Origin of the sequence: Azospirillum palustre (assembly GCF_002573965.1) — a bacterium.
Taxonomy (GTDB): domain Bacteria; phylum Pseudomonadota; class Alphaproteobacteria; order Azospirillales; family Azospirillaceae; genus Azospirillum; species Azospirillum palustre.
Map to the genome: position 1 here is coordinate 112,967 of NZ_PDKW01000041.1, position 16,232 is coordinate 129,198.

General features: G+C 70.9%; 8 protein-coding genes. 2 read left to right on the forward strand and 6 right to left on the reverse strand.

What is annotated here, in order from left to right; all coding sequences use genetic code 11:
- Positions 1-179: 179 nt before the first annotated feature.
- Genes CRT60_RS14340 through CRT60_RS14350 form a run of 3 tightly spaced genes read right to left on the reverse strand, consistent with a single transcriptional unit; the run spans position 180 to position 5,309 of the window.
- Entirely contained in the window at positions 180-2,054 is a 1,875-nt protein-coding gene (locus tag CRT60_RS14340; protein ID WP_098737112.1) for an O-linked N-acetylglucosamine transferase, SPINDLY family protein, read from the reverse strand.
- Complete coding sequence (locus tag CRT60_RS14345; RefSeq protein ID WP_161958053.1) at positions 2,054-3,823, reverse strand: tetratricopeptide repeat protein; 1,770 nt, start codon at positions 3,821-3,823, stop codon at positions 2,054-2,056. Before CRT60_RS14345 ends, CRT60_RS14340 begins: the two co-directional genes overlap by 1 nt.
- Positions 3,810-5,309 (reverse strand): tetratricopeptide repeat protein, encoded by a 1,500-nt coding sequence (locus CRT60_RS14350; protein WP_161958054.1) that lies wholly within the window; start codon positions 5,307-5,309, stop codon positions 3,810-3,812. Before CRT60_RS14350 ends, CRT60_RS14345 begins: the two co-directional genes overlap by 14 nt.
- Positions 5,310-5,372: 63 nt before the next feature.
- On the opposite strand from CRT60_RS14350, the gene CRT60_RS14355 reads away from it, so the two are divergent.
- Positions 5,373-7,283, forward strand: coding sequence for a glycosyltransferase family 61 protein (locus tag CRT60_RS14355; RefSeq protein ID WP_143273260.1), 1,911 nt, complete (start codon positions 5,373-5,375; stop codon positions 7,281-7,283).
- Positions 7,284-7,305: 22 nt separating this feature from the next.
- On the opposite strand, the gene CRT60_RS14360 is transcribed toward CRT60_RS14355, so the two are convergent.
- Entirely contained in the window at positions 7,306-8,640 is a 1,335-nt protein-coding gene (locus tag CRT60_RS14360) for a class I SAM-dependent methyltransferase (protein WP_098737116.1), read from the reverse strand.
- 260 nt (positions 8,641-8,900) lie between these two features.
- Between CRT60_RS14360 and CRT60_RS14365 the strand changes: the two genes are divergently transcribed.
- A complete protein-coding gene (locus tag CRT60_RS14365) occupies positions 8,901-11,651 on the forward strand; it encodes an O-linked N-acetylglucosamine transferase family protein (RefSeq protein WP_244592503.1) in 2,751 nt (916 codons plus the stop codon).
- 36 nt (positions 11,652-11,687) lie between these two features.
- Here the strand turns inward: CRT60_RS14365 and CRT60_RS14370 are convergent, their stop codons facing one another.
- A complete protein-coding gene (locus CRT60_RS14370; RefSeq protein ID WP_098737117.1) occupies positions 11,688-13,457 on the reverse strand; it encodes a tetratricopeptide repeat protein in 1,770 nt (589 codons plus the stop codon).
- Positions 13,458-13,459: 2 nt separating this feature from the next.
- Positions 13,460-16,219, reverse strand: a complete 2,760-nt coding sequence (locus tag CRT60_RS14375) for a glycosyltransferase (RefSeq protein ID WP_098737118.1) — start codon at positions 16,217-16,219, stop codon at positions 13,460-13,462.
- Between the last annotated feature and the right edge of the window lie 13 nt (positions 16,220-16,232).

Genomic DNA, 16,232 nt, shown 5'->3' on the forward strand with positions numbered 1-16,232 from the left:
ATCCAACCACCGGCATGGAAATATGCGAATTTGAGAGAAATTTCCTAAAAACGACCAGCAGCCGGAAAGCCGAGAGTTAGATAACTTCAAGGAATGGATACAAGCGTACATTCGCAATGTTGAGATGTTGCCCGTCGCCATCGCGATTGAGCGAAGAGGGCGATGTCCGGAATGATGCACTAAGGACGGCCACCAAGTGCCCAACCGCGCCACATGGCCCGGTAAGCCTGCTCCACCGACCGCGCGAAACCGCGATGATCGAGAAGTGCCGAGCCTTCCAAGCGCTTCCGCATGCCCCGGCGCAGCCCGGACAGCCGCGAAAGGTCGCCGGCCAACGACGACGCCGCGTCGACATAGCCGGCCTCATCCTGCTGGATCAACTCCTCCAGCCCACAGTGGGACAACAGGCTGGCGCCCACCCGCGCCACGTGATGGCTGCCGGCCAGCGTGATGACCGGAACCCCCATCCACAGCGCCTCGCAGGTCGTCGTCGTGCCGTTGTAGGGAAACGGGTCGAGCGCCACGTCCAGCCGGTCGTAGACCCGCAGGTGCTCGGCGACGGACGGCACCGGCGCCAGAAGCTCGATCCGCTCGGACCGCACTCCCCGGCGGGCGAAGTCCTTGAGGACGGCACTCCGCACCGCGATATCCTCGAATCCCGGGCTCTTCAGCAGCAGCCGGGCCGACGGCACCCGCGCCAGCAGGGCGGACCAGACCCGCACCACCTCCGGGCTCACCTTGGCCAGGTTGTTGAGGGATCCGAAGGTGACGAAACCGTTGGCGAGCGCCGGCGGGTTTCCGGCCGGACCGGCGCCGTCGGGCGGCTGGAAGGCGAGGAAGCCGTGCGGCAGCCGCACCAGCCGCTCGGCGTGCCGGCCATCGGATTTGCCCGGCGGGTCCGCGACGGCATCGGTCAACCGGCAGTCCACCGCCGGCATCCCGGTGGTGTCGGGATAGCCGAGCCATGTGACCTGCACCGGCGCGGGCCGCCGCGCGAACAGCAGGGGCCGGCCGCCCGCCGTGTGGCCGGCCAGATCGACGAGGATGTCGATGCGGTCCCGCCCGATCAGCGCCGCCGCGTCCGCATCGTCCAGATCGGCCAGCGAGCGCCAGCCGGCAGCGAGCGCCTCCATCCGCAAGGTCATGTCGTCCCGCCGCCGCGCGGTGGCGTAGCACAGGACCTCCACCGCGCCGCGGTCATGCTCGCGCAGCAGCGGCTCGATGAAATGGGCGCAGGCATGATGGCAGAAATCCGGAGAGACATAGCCGACCCGCAGCCGCCGATCCGGATCGCGGTCGTTGGCGAAGTCGTTGGCACCGTCGAAGAGGGGCCGCGCGTGACGCTCGTTCCAGTGCGCATGCGCGCGGGCGATGACCTCCGGCGGAACCCAGGGGGAGTAATGGAGTGTCAACAGCAGGTTGGAGCGCATCAACACCATGTCCGGGTGATGCTCCAGCCCCTTCTGGAGAATGCCGATGGCCTCCGCGATGCGCCCCTGCTCCTTCAGCGCCTCCCCCAGATTGACGAAGGGCTGCGGCAGATCGGGCCGCGCCCGGATCGCCGCCAGATAGCTGTCCACCGCCTGCGTCAGCGCCCCGTCCTCGCGCTGGCAGTCGCCGAGATTGCTCAGCGCCTCGCCCATACCGGGATCGAGGCGGATCGCCCGTCCATAGGCTATCGTGGCGCCCCTGGGATTCTGCACCGATCTGAGCAGGTTTCCGGCGTTGAACCAGGAGCCGGGCGCCTCCGGGCTGAGCGCGAGCGCGACGCGCATGGCGGCCATCGCCTCGGCGACGCGCCCCTGGTCGCCGAGCGTGCAGGCGAGATTGCTGCGCACGCCGGCGTCCTCCTGCCAGCCTGCCACGGCCGTGCGGAGGCAGACGGCGGCCTCGCCCCAGCGCCGCGCCCGCCGCAGCAGGACGGCGAGGTTGTTGTTGGCCTGCGGATGGCTGGGCTCCCGCGCGAGCACGGCGCGGTAGCCGGCCTCCGCCGCCGCGAACCGGCCATCTTCATGCTCCGCCAGCGCGGCGGCGAAGGTCTCCTCGGTTTCCATCAGCGCAGCCCCGCCTCGTCGAGGATGGCCAGCAGCCGGTCGGCCGAGCGTTCCCAGGTGAAGCGCGCCAGACGGTCGCGGGCGGACGGCAGGCGATCCCCTCCCCGGACGATGCCCGTCAGGATCGCGGCGGCGGCCTCCTCGTCCGGCACCCACCAGTCCAGCCCATGGAAGGGCGGGTGGAACCCCTCCTGCCCCGGCACGCGGGCGGGAGCGACGGAGGACGGGATCAGGCGTGCGGTTCCCTGGTCCAGATAGGCGAGATAGGCGGAGTGGGCGGGCGCGATCAGCCCCAGCCCCATGGCCCCGGCCGTGGCCATGGGCAGGTCCCAGCCCTCCCCATGCGACAGGCTCCAGTAATGGGTGGCGGCGCGGTGAAGCCCCTTCATCTCCTCGTCGGACAGCAGCCGGTCGATCAGCACCACCGGCGCGGCCTCCGCCAGCCGCCGGCCCACAGCCTGCTCCGCCGCCCGCACCAGCTCGCCGAGCTGTGTCCGCAAGCCCGGACCGAGGCTCCGGCCGACCTTCAGGATGAGCACGGCCTCGTCGGTCGGCGCGGTGGCGCGCAGCCAGACCCGCAGCAGCCCGTCGATGTTCTTGCGTGGGTTGAAGTCCGAGACGTTGAGGAAGCGGTGCCGGTAGCTCGACACCTGCCGCCCGCCGGAAGCGACCAGGACCGGGACGCTCCCCGGCCCCGCCGGATCGACGCCGAGCGGGCAGACGCGCAGGCGGTCCTCGGGAAAGCCCTGCTCCGCCCAGGCCAGGCGCGAGGATTCGGTCGGCACCACGATCAGGTCGCTGCGCTCGCTCATCCGCCGCCATGCCGGCGGAATGCGCGTCCCCTCGAACATGGAGAAGGTCACGGCGGCAAGGCCCGGCACCCGCTCCACCGCCAGCGGAATGAGGCAGTTCACCATCGCCCGCGCCGGCACGGGCCGGTCGAGCCGGCCTCCCGGCCAGGATTCCAGCCCTTTGATTCCGACCGCCTCCAGCGGCACCTGCCGCGCCCGCAGCGCCCGGATGAGGCACTGGCAGAAATAGCCGTACCCCGTGGCGCTCTCGAAGGGGCCGCGGATTGCCACGCCGCCGGCCTGCGTTCCGGTGGTGCCGGCCATGATCCGATAGCGCCCGCAACGGGCCAGCCCATCCGCCGCATTGGGAATGGCCGGGTCGAGCCGCAGCCCGCGCCGGAAGGCCTCCGCCGCCGCATCGATCTCTCCCAGCCGCAACAGCATCTCGCCGAGTTGGACATGGGCGAGGGCGCCGGCGGGATCCTCGGCGATGGCGTGGCGAAAGCCGGCAATGGCCTCCTCGAACAGGCCGGCCAGCATCCGCACCGAGGCGAGGTTGAACCACGCCAACCCGGACCGGGGGTCGAGACGGACCGCCCGCGCCAGGGCACGGACCGCCCCATCCAGATCGCCGCGTTCCTGCCGCACGGTGCCGAGACGCTCCTGGCCGAGCCGGAAGGCCGGATCCAGCAAGACGAGCAGGTCGAAATGCCTTTCCGCCGCTGCCCAGTCGCGCCGCTGCTGCCGCAGAAGCGCCAGATTGCAGCGGGCGGCAAGATGTGCGGGGGCGATCCGCACCGCCTCTTCCAGCGGTCCAACCGCCGTATCGCCGTTGCCGGTCGAGACCAGCGACGCCCCCAGCAGGTTGAGGATGTCGGCGTCGCGCACTCCTGCCTCCAGCAGGGCGAGGCAGGCCACGGCGGCCTCCGCATGGCGGCCTGCCTCATAGAGCGCGACGGCGGACTCAAGATCGGGCACGGCGAACCTCATCCGCCACGGCTTCGGCCACCCGCAGCATGACCCCCTGCCAGTCGTTGGGGCGCGCCATGCGGAACAGCCGGTGCGCCGGATACCAGGGCGTGCAGTCGGGATGCTTCATCCAGCGCCAGTCGCCCAGCCAGGGCAGCGCCAGGAACACCGGCCTGCCCAACGCCCCCGCGACATGCCCGACCACGGAATCGCAGGCGACCACCAGATCCATGGCCTCCGCGAGCGCCGCCGTGTCGCGGAATCCCTCCGCCCCGGCCCGCCGGCCCGGCAGGTCGACGATCCCGAACCGCGCGCCCAGCCGCTCCAGCTCGTCCAGCCCGACAGCCTGTTGCAGGCTGAAGAGCCGCGCGCCGGGAACCTGTGACACGGCTTCGAAGCAGTCCAGCGGGATGGACCGGTCGCCGCCGTCGGCGCGCCACTGGATGCCGATGCGGAGTTCGCCCGGCCGTGCATGCCCACACACCCGCTCACGCCAGAAGGCCGCCCGTTCCGGATCGGTCCGCAGATAGGGAATGCCTTGTGGGATGGTATCCGCCCTGGTGCGGCAGCGGTGAGGCAGGCTCATCAGGGACAGGCAGCAATCGAAATCCGGCAGTGCCTCCCCCCGCGCCACCAGCATGTCGATGCCGGGGGCGGTGGCGAGCAGCTGTTTCAACAGCGGCTGGCACTCGAAGACGGTCCGTGCGCCCCTGGCCTTGAGCAGCGGGAAATAGCGGACGAACTGCACAGTGTCGCCCAGCCCCTGTTCGTAATGGACCAGGATGGTCCGGCCGTCGAGCGGACCGCCGTCCCAGACCGGCTTGCCCGGAAAGCTCTGGTTCCATTGCCAGACCGCCTGGCCGGTGCGCCATTCATAATCGCGGAAGCCCTCCTCCAGCTCGCCGCGCATGAGCTGGGCGATGCCCAGATTCTTGCGATGCTCGGGCCGGGCCGGATCGATCCTGACGGCGCGCCGGAAATGTCCCAGCGCCGCCCCGGGCCGCCGTTGCGCCATGATCGCCGCGCCGACATTGTTGTTCACCGCCGCCCCGTCGGGTTGCAGCAGCGCTGCCAGCCGGAAGGCGCGCTCCGCCTCCTCAGGGTCGTCGAGCGCCATCAGCGCGCTGCCCAGCGCGAAGGCCGCGCCCTCGTGGCCTGGCCATAGGGCGATCAGGCGGCGCAGGGCCGGCAAGGCACACCCGGGCCGCCGCCGTTCCAGATGGACGGAGGCAAGATGGAAGAGCGTGTCGGGATGCCCGGGCCGCAGGTGGAGCGCCACATGCAGCGCCGCCACGGCCTCTTCCGCACGCCCCATCGTCCGCAGGGTCACCCCCAGCAGGAACCAGACCACCGGATGCTCCGGCCGCAGGACGGCAGCGGCCCGGAAGCTCGCCGCCGCCTCCGTCAGCTCGGATCTCTCTACGCGCAGCAATCCCCGGTTGAAAACAAGAAGAAAGCCTTCCTCGCCCACCACTGTCCCTCTCACGGACGCCACCAAAAAAGCGCCATCCGGAAAAACCCTGTCGGCGGGCCGGCGGCCAATGCTAACCATTGTCGGATGGAAGCCGTTCCGCCGCAAGGCGCCATCACGCTCGCCCAGGCCCTGGACCGGGCGGTCGCGTTCCATCAGGCCGGCCGCGCCGAGGAGGCGGCCGATCTCTGCCGCTCGATCCTGCAAGTCCGGCCGGAGCAGGCGGAGACCCGCTGCCTGCTGGGCACCATCGCGTTCGGACAGGGCCGCCTGGAAGCGGCGCGGGGTCTCTTCACCGTCGTGACGGCGCTGGCCCCCGGCTTCTTCGAGGCTCACCGCAACCTCGCCATCCTGGAGCAGGCCGCAGGCCGGCCGGCGGCGGCCTGCCATCACCACCGGCGCGCCCTGGCCCTGCGGCCCGAGGACGGAGAGACCCACCTCGCATTGGCCCTGCTGCACGGCCGGATCGGTGACGAGCAGGAAGCGGTCGCCTGGCTGCGGCAGGGGGTGACGCGGGCACCCGGCTTCCTTCCCTTGCGGGAGGTCTATGCCGGCTTCTGCGAGCGCGCCGCCGTTCGCGCGTTCGGCGGCGGGGATCCGCCGGGTGCCGCGCGGTTCTGCGAACAGGCGCTCTCGCTCATGCGGGAGGCGCCCGGCTTCACCGAAACCTTGCGCGACCTGCTGGAGCGGCTGGTGCGGGTGGCGCTGCTCGTCGAGCGTCCTGCCCTCGCCATGGAGTTTCTGGCGATCAAGGACCCGCTCGACTTTCCCGAGGTTCCGCCCCAGGCCATCGACCGCTTCCCGCTGGCCCTGCTGCCCTTCCCGGCCTGGTGTGCCGCCGCCGGCTTCCGCCATCGGATCTGGCAGGCCCCGGCCCAGGAGCTGGCCCAGGAGCTGTACGAGGCGCTGGCGGCGGCGAGCCCCGAGTGGCTGCGCCCGCAGATCGACCGGCTGCCGACGCTCGCACGGGAACCGGTGGGCGTGGCGCTCGACGCGGAGATCGAGGTCGTCCAGGGCTTCTACGTCAAGGACAACTACGAAAGCCATCTGCTGGCCGGCCGGCGCTTCCTGCTGCGTGAGGTGGCCGAAACGGTCGTGCAGGGATCCCGCGTGCCGCTGGTCGGCGTGACGCCCGGCGCCACGGCCGGCGCCTTCCGCCTGCCCCGCCCGCTCTACCGGACGGTGACAATCGACCAGCCGGTGCTCTTCCTGCCCTCCACGCCCAATTACTGGCATTTCCTCGTTGAGGTGCTGCCGAGAGTGATGGTGCGGGAGCACGTGGCCGAGACACGCCCCCTGCCGGTGCTTCTCTTCGACGTGCGTCCGTACCATCGGGAAATGCTGCAACTCGCCGGCCTGCCCGCCGAGCAGGTCATCGACGCACGGGATCTGGTGGGTCCGGACGGCGCACGGCTTCTCTACCGCCTGAAGCGGGCGGCGGTGCCGTCGGCCATTCCCTATCCCGTCGCCTATCGCTGGCTGCGCGACCGGCTGCTGCCGCAGCGGAGCGGCGACGGGCCGCCGACGCGGCGCCTCTACCTGTCGCGGCGCGGCTCGGCGCCCAAGCATCGCATCGCCAACGACGCCGAGATCGCCGCCCTGCTGGAGGACCGGGGCTTCGAAACGGTGCAGCCGGAACGGCTCGGCGTGTTGGAGACGATCGGGTTGATGGCGGAGGCGGAGGTGGTGGTGGCCCCGGTCGGAGCGGCCACCGCCAATCAGGTTTTCCTGCCGCCGGGCGGGCATTGGGTGCATCTCTGCAATCCGGACTTCTTTCATCCGGACTCCCGCTGGAACGCGCAGATGGGCGTGCAGATCCCGCTGCTCGGCCGGTTCCATCATCTGGCCGGCCGGTTCGCCGACGACCCCTCCAACTGGCCCGGCAGCCCGCCCGAAGACCTGCTCGCCCGGCTCGACATCCCCGTGATCATCGACCCCGACGCGCTCGGCAGGCTGCTGGACGCGGTTCTGGCCCATACCGGAACAGGTCCGGGGTGAGCCTTCAGCCTGCCGCTTTCCGTCAGCCATTTCCCAGCAGAAACGCTTCCACATCGTCCAGGCGGGCCAGGGCCTGTTCGAAGTTCCCCGCCTCCACCACCTCGACTTCGGGCAGCGGAAACAGCAGGCGGGTGCCGCCCATCACCATCGCGCGTTCGCGCTCCAGGAACTCGCGGCGGAAATGCCAGGGCAGCACGAGGTAGAGGTCGGGCCGGAGCGCGCGGGACTCCGCTTCCGAGACGATCGGGATGTTTGTGCCCGGTGTGACGGCGCCGACCTTGGCGGGATTGCGGTCGGCGGCGCATTCGACGAGATCCCGGCCGATGCCGCACCATTGCAGAAGCACGTTTCCCTTGGTCGAGGCGCCATAGACATGCACGCGCCCGCCCCTGTCGCGGACGGCGCGCAGATGGCCGACCAGCTCGTCGCGCAGCGCCTCCGCCCGCGTCTGAAAGGCACGGTAGGGACGGTCCGTCGCCAGCCCCATCGCCGCCTCGCGCCGCCGCAGCGCCTCCAGGAAGGCCCGGTCCTCCGCCGTGCCGAACCTGTCGTTCGCGGCGTGGCAGACGAAGCAGCGGATGCTGCCGCCGTTCATCCCGTTGACCTCCGCCCTGAAGATCCGCAGCCCGGCCCGGCTGGCGACGGTCTCCAGCACGGCGAGGCTGTAATATTCGAGATGCTCGTGGCACACCGTGTCGAAGGCGTTCCGCAACAGCATCAGCGGCAGATAGGACAGCTCCAGCACCCACAGACCGTCCGGGGCGAGCAGGCCGGAGATCGCCGCCGCCGCCCCGCAGGGGTCCTCGATGTCGTAGAACATGGCGATGGAGGTCACGATGTCGAACCGGGTGCCGGCGAGTTCGCCCAGGGCGGCATCGGAGGGGAAGAAGGCGTTGACGACGGTGACGTCGCCGGCAATCCCGGCGGCGATGTCGGACGGATCGACCCCGACCCGCAGCGACGCGGCGGGATAGGACAGGAGCAGGGTGCCGTCGTTGCAGCCGATGTCGAGCACCGCCGGCGCCGGCCGCCCGCCCGACGATCCGGCCAGCGCCGCGGCCTGCCCGGCGATGCCGCGCAGGTGATCGCGCATCGTCGCGTTGAGGCCCGACCGGTACCAGTAGGTGCGGTACAGCAGTTCGGGCGGCACGCTGGCGGCGGTCTGCAACAGCCCGCAGGATGCCGGATCGCCATCGCCGCCGCAGCGCACGAGCCGCATGGGAAGCGCCACCTCGGCCGGCGCCGGCCGCCCCGGCTTGGCGAAGGCTCCCTGCAGCATCTGCGGGCCGAGGTCGATGGCCGGCCGCAGGATCGGCGAACCGCAGACCCGGCAAGTCTGACGCGGATGAAGGAGCATACCGAGACCTCGGACAAGCAGAACCAGGGACCTAAAACCGGGGCCGTGAGCCCGGGGAGACGGGAACATGGGGCGGAACGCACCGGCGTGGCAAGCCGCCCGGAGGATTGCCAAGACCTGGCCGATGATGCAGGGTCGCCCCCGGATCGATGGAAGGTAGGGAACGAATGGAACGGACCGCGGGTTCCCGCCTCAGGGATTTCACTCCTGTGCCGCGCCTCCCCCGCCGCGGGAGAGGAACGCCGGCCGGGAGCTGACCGGTGCATCCCTTCGCGATTGCGACGGCCGCCGACGCCGCCTATTTCCCGCTGCTCCAGGGGCTCGTCCGCTCGATCCGCGCCTTTCCGCAAGGGGCCGGGGTTCCCATCACCGTCCTCGATCTCGGGCTTGGGGCGGAGGACCGGCGCTGGCTGGCCAGCAAAGGGGCGCGGCTGGCGGTCCCCGGCTGGGACCATCCCTTCGACCGGCCGATGCCGGAGTATTTCAAGGCGATGGTGTCGCGCCCCCATCTCCCGAACCATGTTCCCGACGCCGCCGTCATCCTGTGGCTGGACGCCGACTGCTGGGTGCAGGATTGGTCGGCCATCGAGCTGCTGCTGGCGGGCGCGGCGGCGACCGGCTTCGCCATCGTGCCGGAACTCGACCGCGCCTACACGCCCTTCTACGACGGCGCGCCTTACGCCCATCACCTTCATGACTGGTACAAGGCCTGCTTCGACGAGGACACGGCCCGCCGGCTCTTCGCCTACCCGCTGCTGAACTGCGGGGTGTTCGCCGCGCGCCGCGACGCGCCGCACTGGGCGCTCTGGGCGAGCCTGCTGGCGGACTCGCTGCGCCGGACCGTGCTCTTCGTCAGCGAACAGGTCGCGTTGAACCTCGCCCTGCGCACCGGCGGGCTGCCGTTCAGCCAGTTGCCGGCGCGCTGCAATTGGATCTGTTTCCGCGCCACCCCCTTCGGGTCCGCGGACGGCCGGATGCTGCTGGAGCCGGAGCTTCCCCACGCCCCGCTCGGCATCCTGCATCTGGCCGGCTACCCCCTGCCCCGCAAGCAGGACCCCCACACCCTCTCCACGCCCGACGGCGGCACGGTCATCCGCCCGCTCAGTCATGCGCCGCCACCCGAAGCGCCGCATGCCAGGATGGAGGAGGCCGTGGGCCGGGCATTCGCCCTCTACCAACAGGGAAGGCCGGAGGAAAGCGGCAGGCTCTGCCGTGCGATCCTCACCGCGTCGCCCGACCAGCCGGCGGCGGCCTTCCTGCTGGGCGTGGTGGAGTTCTCCCTGGGACGGCAGGAGGACTCGCGGCGGCATTTCGCCCTCGCCGTCGCCTTGCAGCCGGATCTGGCGGACGCCTTCGGCAACCTCGCCCTGCTGGAACGCCATGCCCGCCCCCGCCTCGCCGCCGCCCTGATCCGGCGGGCGCTCCGCCTTCAGCCGGACGCCCTGCTCTTCACCCGGCTCGGCACCCTGCTCCGGGACGAACGGCGCGGCGGCGAGGCGCTGGAGGCCCATCGGCGGGCGCTGGCGCTTCAGCCGGACAAGGCGGAGGCATGGCGCGAGAGCGCCCACACCCTGCGGGCGGCCAAGCGGCTGGCCCAAGCCGCCCAGGGCTACGACCACGCCCACCGGCTTGTCCCGGAGCGGACCGAATCGCTGTGCGACCGCCTGTTCGCGAGCCTGTCCATCTGCGACTGGCGAACCCACGAGGAGACCTGCCGCCAACTGCTCGACGTCATCGACCATGACCGGGGCGTGGTGCTGCCGCTGCTGAGCCTGCTCATCGGGACCAGCACGGCCCAGCAGGACCGCGCGGCCCGCCGCTTCCACCGCGAGGCCGTCGGACCGATCCCGCCGGCTGCGGCCCCGCGGCGCCCCCTGCCGCCGGGGGGACGGCTGAACATCGCCTATCTCTCCGCCGACTTCCACGACCACGCCACCGCCCATCTGACGGCGGAGCTTTTCGAGCTGCACGACCGTGCGCGTTTTTCCATCTTCGGCTATTCCTACGGCGAGGATGACGGAAGCCCGATGCGGCGGCGGCTTGAAGCCGGCTTCGACCGCTTCCGCGACCTGCGGCAGGCCGATCCCGGCACGGTCGCGGCGATCTGCGCCGAGGACGGCATCCACATCCTGGTGGACCTCAAGGGCTATACCCAGAACGCCCGGCTGACGCTGCTGTCGCGGCGTCTGGCGCCCATCCAGGTGGCCTATCTGGGCTATCCGGGACCTTTGGGCGCGGAACTGCTGGACTATGCCATCGGCGACCGCATCGTCACGCCGCCCGAGCACCAGCCCTTCTACCGCGAGCGGCTGGTCCGGATGCCCGACAGCTATCAGGTCAACGACCGCCGCCGGCCGACCGGCGCCCCGATGCCGACGCGCGCGGCCTGTGGCCTGCCGGTCGAAGGCGTCGTCTTCTGCGCCTTCCACGCCGCCTTCAAGATCGCCCCCGACCTGTTCGCCCTGTGGATGCGCATCCTGCGCCGCGTCCCGGCCGGCACGCTCTGGCTGCTGGACGCGGGAAGCGACGCCACCGCCAATCTGCGGATGGAGGCGGAGCGCCATGGCGTCGAGCCGGCGCGTCTGGTCTTCGCCGCTCCCCGTCCGCAGGCCGAGCATCTCGCCCGCTACCGGCTCGCCGATCTGGCGCTCGACAGCTTTCCCTACACCGGGCACACCACCACCTCCGACGCCCTGTGGATGGGGACGCCCGTCCTCACCATGCAGGGCGGGACCTTCGCCTCCAGCGTGGCGGCCAGCCTGCTGCACGCCGCCGGCCTGCCGGAAACGGTCACCGGTTCCGTCGCGGAGTACGAGGAACGGGCGTTGCAGCTGGCCGGACAGCCGGCGACGCTCGCCGGCTTTCGCCGCCGGCTGGAGGCCGGCCGCAGCACGTCCCCCCTGTTCGACAGCCCGCGCTTCACGCGGCATCTCGAACGCGCCTTCCAGACCATGTGGGACCGCCACGCCGCCGGCCTGCCGCCGGAAGCCTTCACGGTCGATCCGTCCTGACTTCGATGGCCAAGAAGGACCCGGCCCCCCGCAGCCTCAGCCGCCCAGGCTTTCCAGCGCCGCGCACAGCCGTGCCACGACCGCGCTCCAATCGCCGCGCCGCTCCTGCCGGAACAGACGCATGGTCGGATACCAGGGGGTGCAGACGCCATGCTCCAGCCACCGCCAGTCCGGAGCGAAGGGCAGCACGGTCCACACCGGCCGCCCGAGCGCCCCGGCGAGATGGGCCGGCCCGGTGCAGGAGCTGACGATCAGATCCAGGTTCTCCATGATCGCCGCCGTGTCGGCGAAGTCGGCGATGTGCGCGCCCAGGTCGACGAAGCCGGCGGGCAGCGGCCCGCACCGGTCCAGATCGCGCCTGCCGGCTCCCTTCTGAAGCCCGAAGACCGAAATCCCCGGCAGATCGAGCAGCGGCCGGAAGGCTTCCAGACCGGGGGAGCGCAGCCCGTCGCCCTTGAACTCCGGGTTGCCGGCCCAGACCAACCCGACGCGGAGACCGGTTTTTGGACCGAGGCGCGCTCGCCAGCTCTCCACCAGATCGGGTTCCGCCCGCAGATAGGCGAACGGGGCCGGAATGGTGTAGAGGGTGGCGCGCAACATGTGAGGCAGGCTTGCCAGGGCCACATGGACGTCGTGCGGCGGCGGCGGGCCGTGGCGGGGAACGACGCCGGCGATCCCCGGCATCGACGAGAGCAGCCGGACGAGCTGCCCGTTGCAGTCCAGGAATACCCGCGCGCCGTGCGTCTGGAGCAGCACGGCGTAGCGCGCGAACATGATCGTGTCCCCGACCCCCTGCTCGTCGTGAACCAGCAGGGTTCGTCCCGCGAGAGGCGATCCGTCCCAGACCGGCGAGGCGAAGTCGCGGCGGGGCGAGGGGAAGTCCGCCATGCGGGACCGCCATTCATACTCCGCGAATCCTTCGCGGAACTCCCCCTTGATCAGGAGACCGTGGCTCAGCGCGGTGTGCGCCTCGGCCAGAGCCGGTTCCAGGATGGCGGCGCGGCGTGCCAGGACGATGGACTCGTCCACCCGCATCTCGTCGCGGGCGACGAGGCCGAGATTGAGATGGGCGTGGGCGCCGTCCGGCTGCACCGCGATGGAGCGGCGGAAGCAGGCGGCGGCGGCTTCGTAGCGGCCCAGGTCCTGATAGGTGATGCCAAGGTTGTTGAGGGTTCCCGGCTCGCCGGAAGAAAACCCCAGCGCGCTGCGGTAGGCGGCCATCGCCTCCTCCACCCGCCCGAGCCGGCGCAGCGCCACGCCCAGATTGGTGTATCCCGCCACCGACAAAGGCGTCATGCCGAGAAGCGTCATCAGCGTCTCGACCGCCTCCTCGTTCCGGCCGGCGTGGAGGAGCGCATGGGCGTGCTTGAGCCTTGGCTCCGTCGACCACGGGCTGAGCACCAGCAGCCGCCCGAGCGCATCGGCAGAGGCGCCATGCTCGCCCAGGTCGGACAGAATGTCGGCAAGAGTGCCGAGGCCGTCGGGCAGGCAGGGGTCGAGCGCGAGTGCCAGGTATGCGCCCGCCCGCGCCTTGCCGGGCTGGCCCAGACGACGCAGGGCGCCGGCAAGGCTGGAAAAGCTGGCGGGATTGCCGGGGTCCCGGCGGATGGAGTCCCCGATGAGCTGCGCTGCGACCGCCGGCCGGCCATGATGAAGCGCGAGTACCCCCAGCAGATGCAGGGCGCCGGGATGGCCGGGCCGGGCGGCCAGCACCGCCCGGTAGGCGAGTTCCGCCTCTTCCGCGCGGCCGGCGGCATGATGGGCGATTGCGGCTTGCAGAAGCCCGTCGGGGCGGCCGGCATCCATCGTCACAGCAGGACCGGACTGGACCAGGGGGAATAGGGAACCAGCGCCTGCTGAGCCTTGTCGGGACGGACGACACTTCGGGCGCGCCGGTTCAGCATGGTCGCCACGAAGGAGAAGCTGCTGTTGGACACCGCCACCAGATCGGCCTCGCACAGCACATGGAAATCGGTGAAAAACTCCGCGCCGGGGATCGGCTCCGCCACATCCCGGGCGGAGAGCGGCCGGTAGGCGGCGAAGGCGGAGAGGCAGCGCGGGTCGTCGGTCGCGACGTAGAGGACCGGCCGGTCGAGGCCGGGCCAGACCGCATCCAGCCAACGGAGGTACCAGCTTTCAGGGGCCATCCAGAACGGCCCCCAGCCGAAGTCGCCGCGCCGGATGTGCACGGCCACCACGGTATGGCCGGCCCCGCGCAGGCGGGCGGTCAGCGCATCCGTCCAGGGCCGGATGTGCGGACCCGGCGTGAAGCAACCGCGGAAGGTTTCCCGATGCGGTGCCAGGAAGCTGGTATCGCCGCAGAAATAGGCGGTGACGTCGCGGTCGGCCAGCACCTCGTCCTCAACGCCGCTCTCCATGCCGCCCTGCACACCACTGAGCGAGGCCACGACGCTGGCCTCGACCTGCCGTTCCGGCAAGCGGAGCAAGGCCGGGCCGGGCATCGGATCGTCCAGCCCATAGAGATGCCTGCCCGGCCAGGGCGGCACTTCCAGGGTAAGACCGTGCCGCGCAGCGTACAGGCGCAGGACGCCATATTGCAGAAGCTGGTTGCCGAACCGCCCATGCCAACCGAGCGAGGTCGAGGCGAGCCGGCGCCCCATCCCCGCCCTCGACGCCGGAGCGGGCGGCGGTCCATAGCGCCGGGTGAGCCGATTGACGGCACGCCCGGTGAACGCCCCACCCCGGCCCGGATTGCAGCGGATCGCGCGCTCCCAGCCGGGAAGCGCCGCATCCGGCCGGCCGAGCGCCTCCAGGGTGCCGGCAAGGGCGGTGTGGCCGTCGAACAGGCCCGGTGCAAGCGCCAGCGCACGCCGCGCATGCTCCGCGGCGTCCGCCGGACGGCCGAGGCCGAGGGCCGCCTCGGCCCGCTCGGCGCGGATCTCTCCCAGGTCCGGTTCAACCCGCGCGGCCCACCCGAGAAGCCGTTGCGCGATCCCCGGCTGCCCCCGCCGCCTTTCGGTGCGCCCCAACAGGAACAGGGTACCGCCATGCTCCGGCCGGAGAGCCAGCGCCTCCCGCAGATGGCGGGCTGCCGGATCGAAAACCCCCTGCTCGAACCTCAGCGAAGCGAGGTTGAAGCGCGCCGCCCCGGCATCCGGGTGAAGGCTCGCCACCGCCTGGAACCCGCGGAGCGCCAGGGCATCGCGCTTGAGCGTGTTAGCCGCCAGCCCAAGCTCGAACCAGACCGCTGCGTTGGACGGATCGAGGGCCGCGGCCCGGACCAGTGCTGCAACGGCAGGTTCCGGCCTCTGGTCGCGGATCAGCTCCTTCCCCGTCTCCAGCCAGACGGCGGCGTCCATCGGCGGCGCCGAAGGAACCGGAGGCGCCCCCGGCCCGGCCATCGCCTTGCCCGCCAAGCTGTAAAGGCGGCGCCGGGTCAACAGTTCGATCGCCACGAAGCGGCTGTCCGGCTTCTCGCGCTCCGCCGACAGGGGGCCGCCGGTCATCTCGGCCCGTTGCCGCTCCAGCGCGTTGCCCGGCCGCATCGTGTAGTGAACGGTCTTGTCGCAGATCTTCAGGCCGCCGAACCGGCTATGCAGGGCGCGGCTGTAGGCTACATCGTCGGCGACCGCCGGGTAGAAAGGCGCTTCCTCCGGAAAGCCGCCGATCCGGTCGTGACAGTCGCGCCGGACACAGAGATTGCCGGGATAGCAGTTTTCCGACGCCTGCCGCCAATCCTGGGTGATTTCGGCGTCGATCCCGTCGAACAGCATGCCGGTTCGAACGAAGCCGGCCTCGGGCGCCTCGTCCAGGGCCCGGATCGTCAGGAAGAGGTGCCGCTCCAGGTAATAATCGTCGGCATCGAGGAACCAGAGATAGCGCCCCAGTGCGGCGGCGGCACCCGCATTGCGTGCCCGCCCCGCACCCCGGTTCAGATTGTTGGCGATGATCGCGACGCTCTGTTCCGGATGCGCCCGCGCCCATCGCAGCGCCCGCGACACGGTGTCGTCCGGTGAGGCGTCGTCGACGACGCAGACATGGACCTTCGCTTCCGCGTCGCCGGACGCCGCCCGGTGGTGCAGGACCGCCGCCAGGACGCTGTCGAGCGCCCGCTCGATGGTGTCCTCCATCCGGTAAACGGGGATCACCACCGTGCCGATGAAGTCGTAATCGGCGCGGTGACGGGCGATGCCGGACAGCGCGGCGCCAAGGCCATTGTCCGCCATCCGGGACGCCGCATGGAAATGGGCGGCTTCGTCGTCCCGTCCCTGAACGAAGCGCAGAACGCCGAGAACATGCGCGAAGTCCCCGCGCGGGGCGATGATTTCGGCCAAAGGCTCGATGACCGCGGCCGCCTCGTCGACCTGTCCGCTCTGCATCAGCGTCACGGCCTGGTTGAGCGCGGGGGTGATCACCCCGTCGATCTGCTGTTCCAGAACCGCACCGTCTCCGTGCAGCCAGGCGGCCCGGACGAACAGCGACAGGGCCTGCCGCCTGTTCCCGACCCGGCAGGCGTCCATCGCCAAATGCTGCCAGGGCAGAGCATCCGCCGGATCCCCGGCCAGCGTCCGCCTGTGCGTCTTCACCGAACCCGGATCGTCTGTCATCAGCCGGTCACCG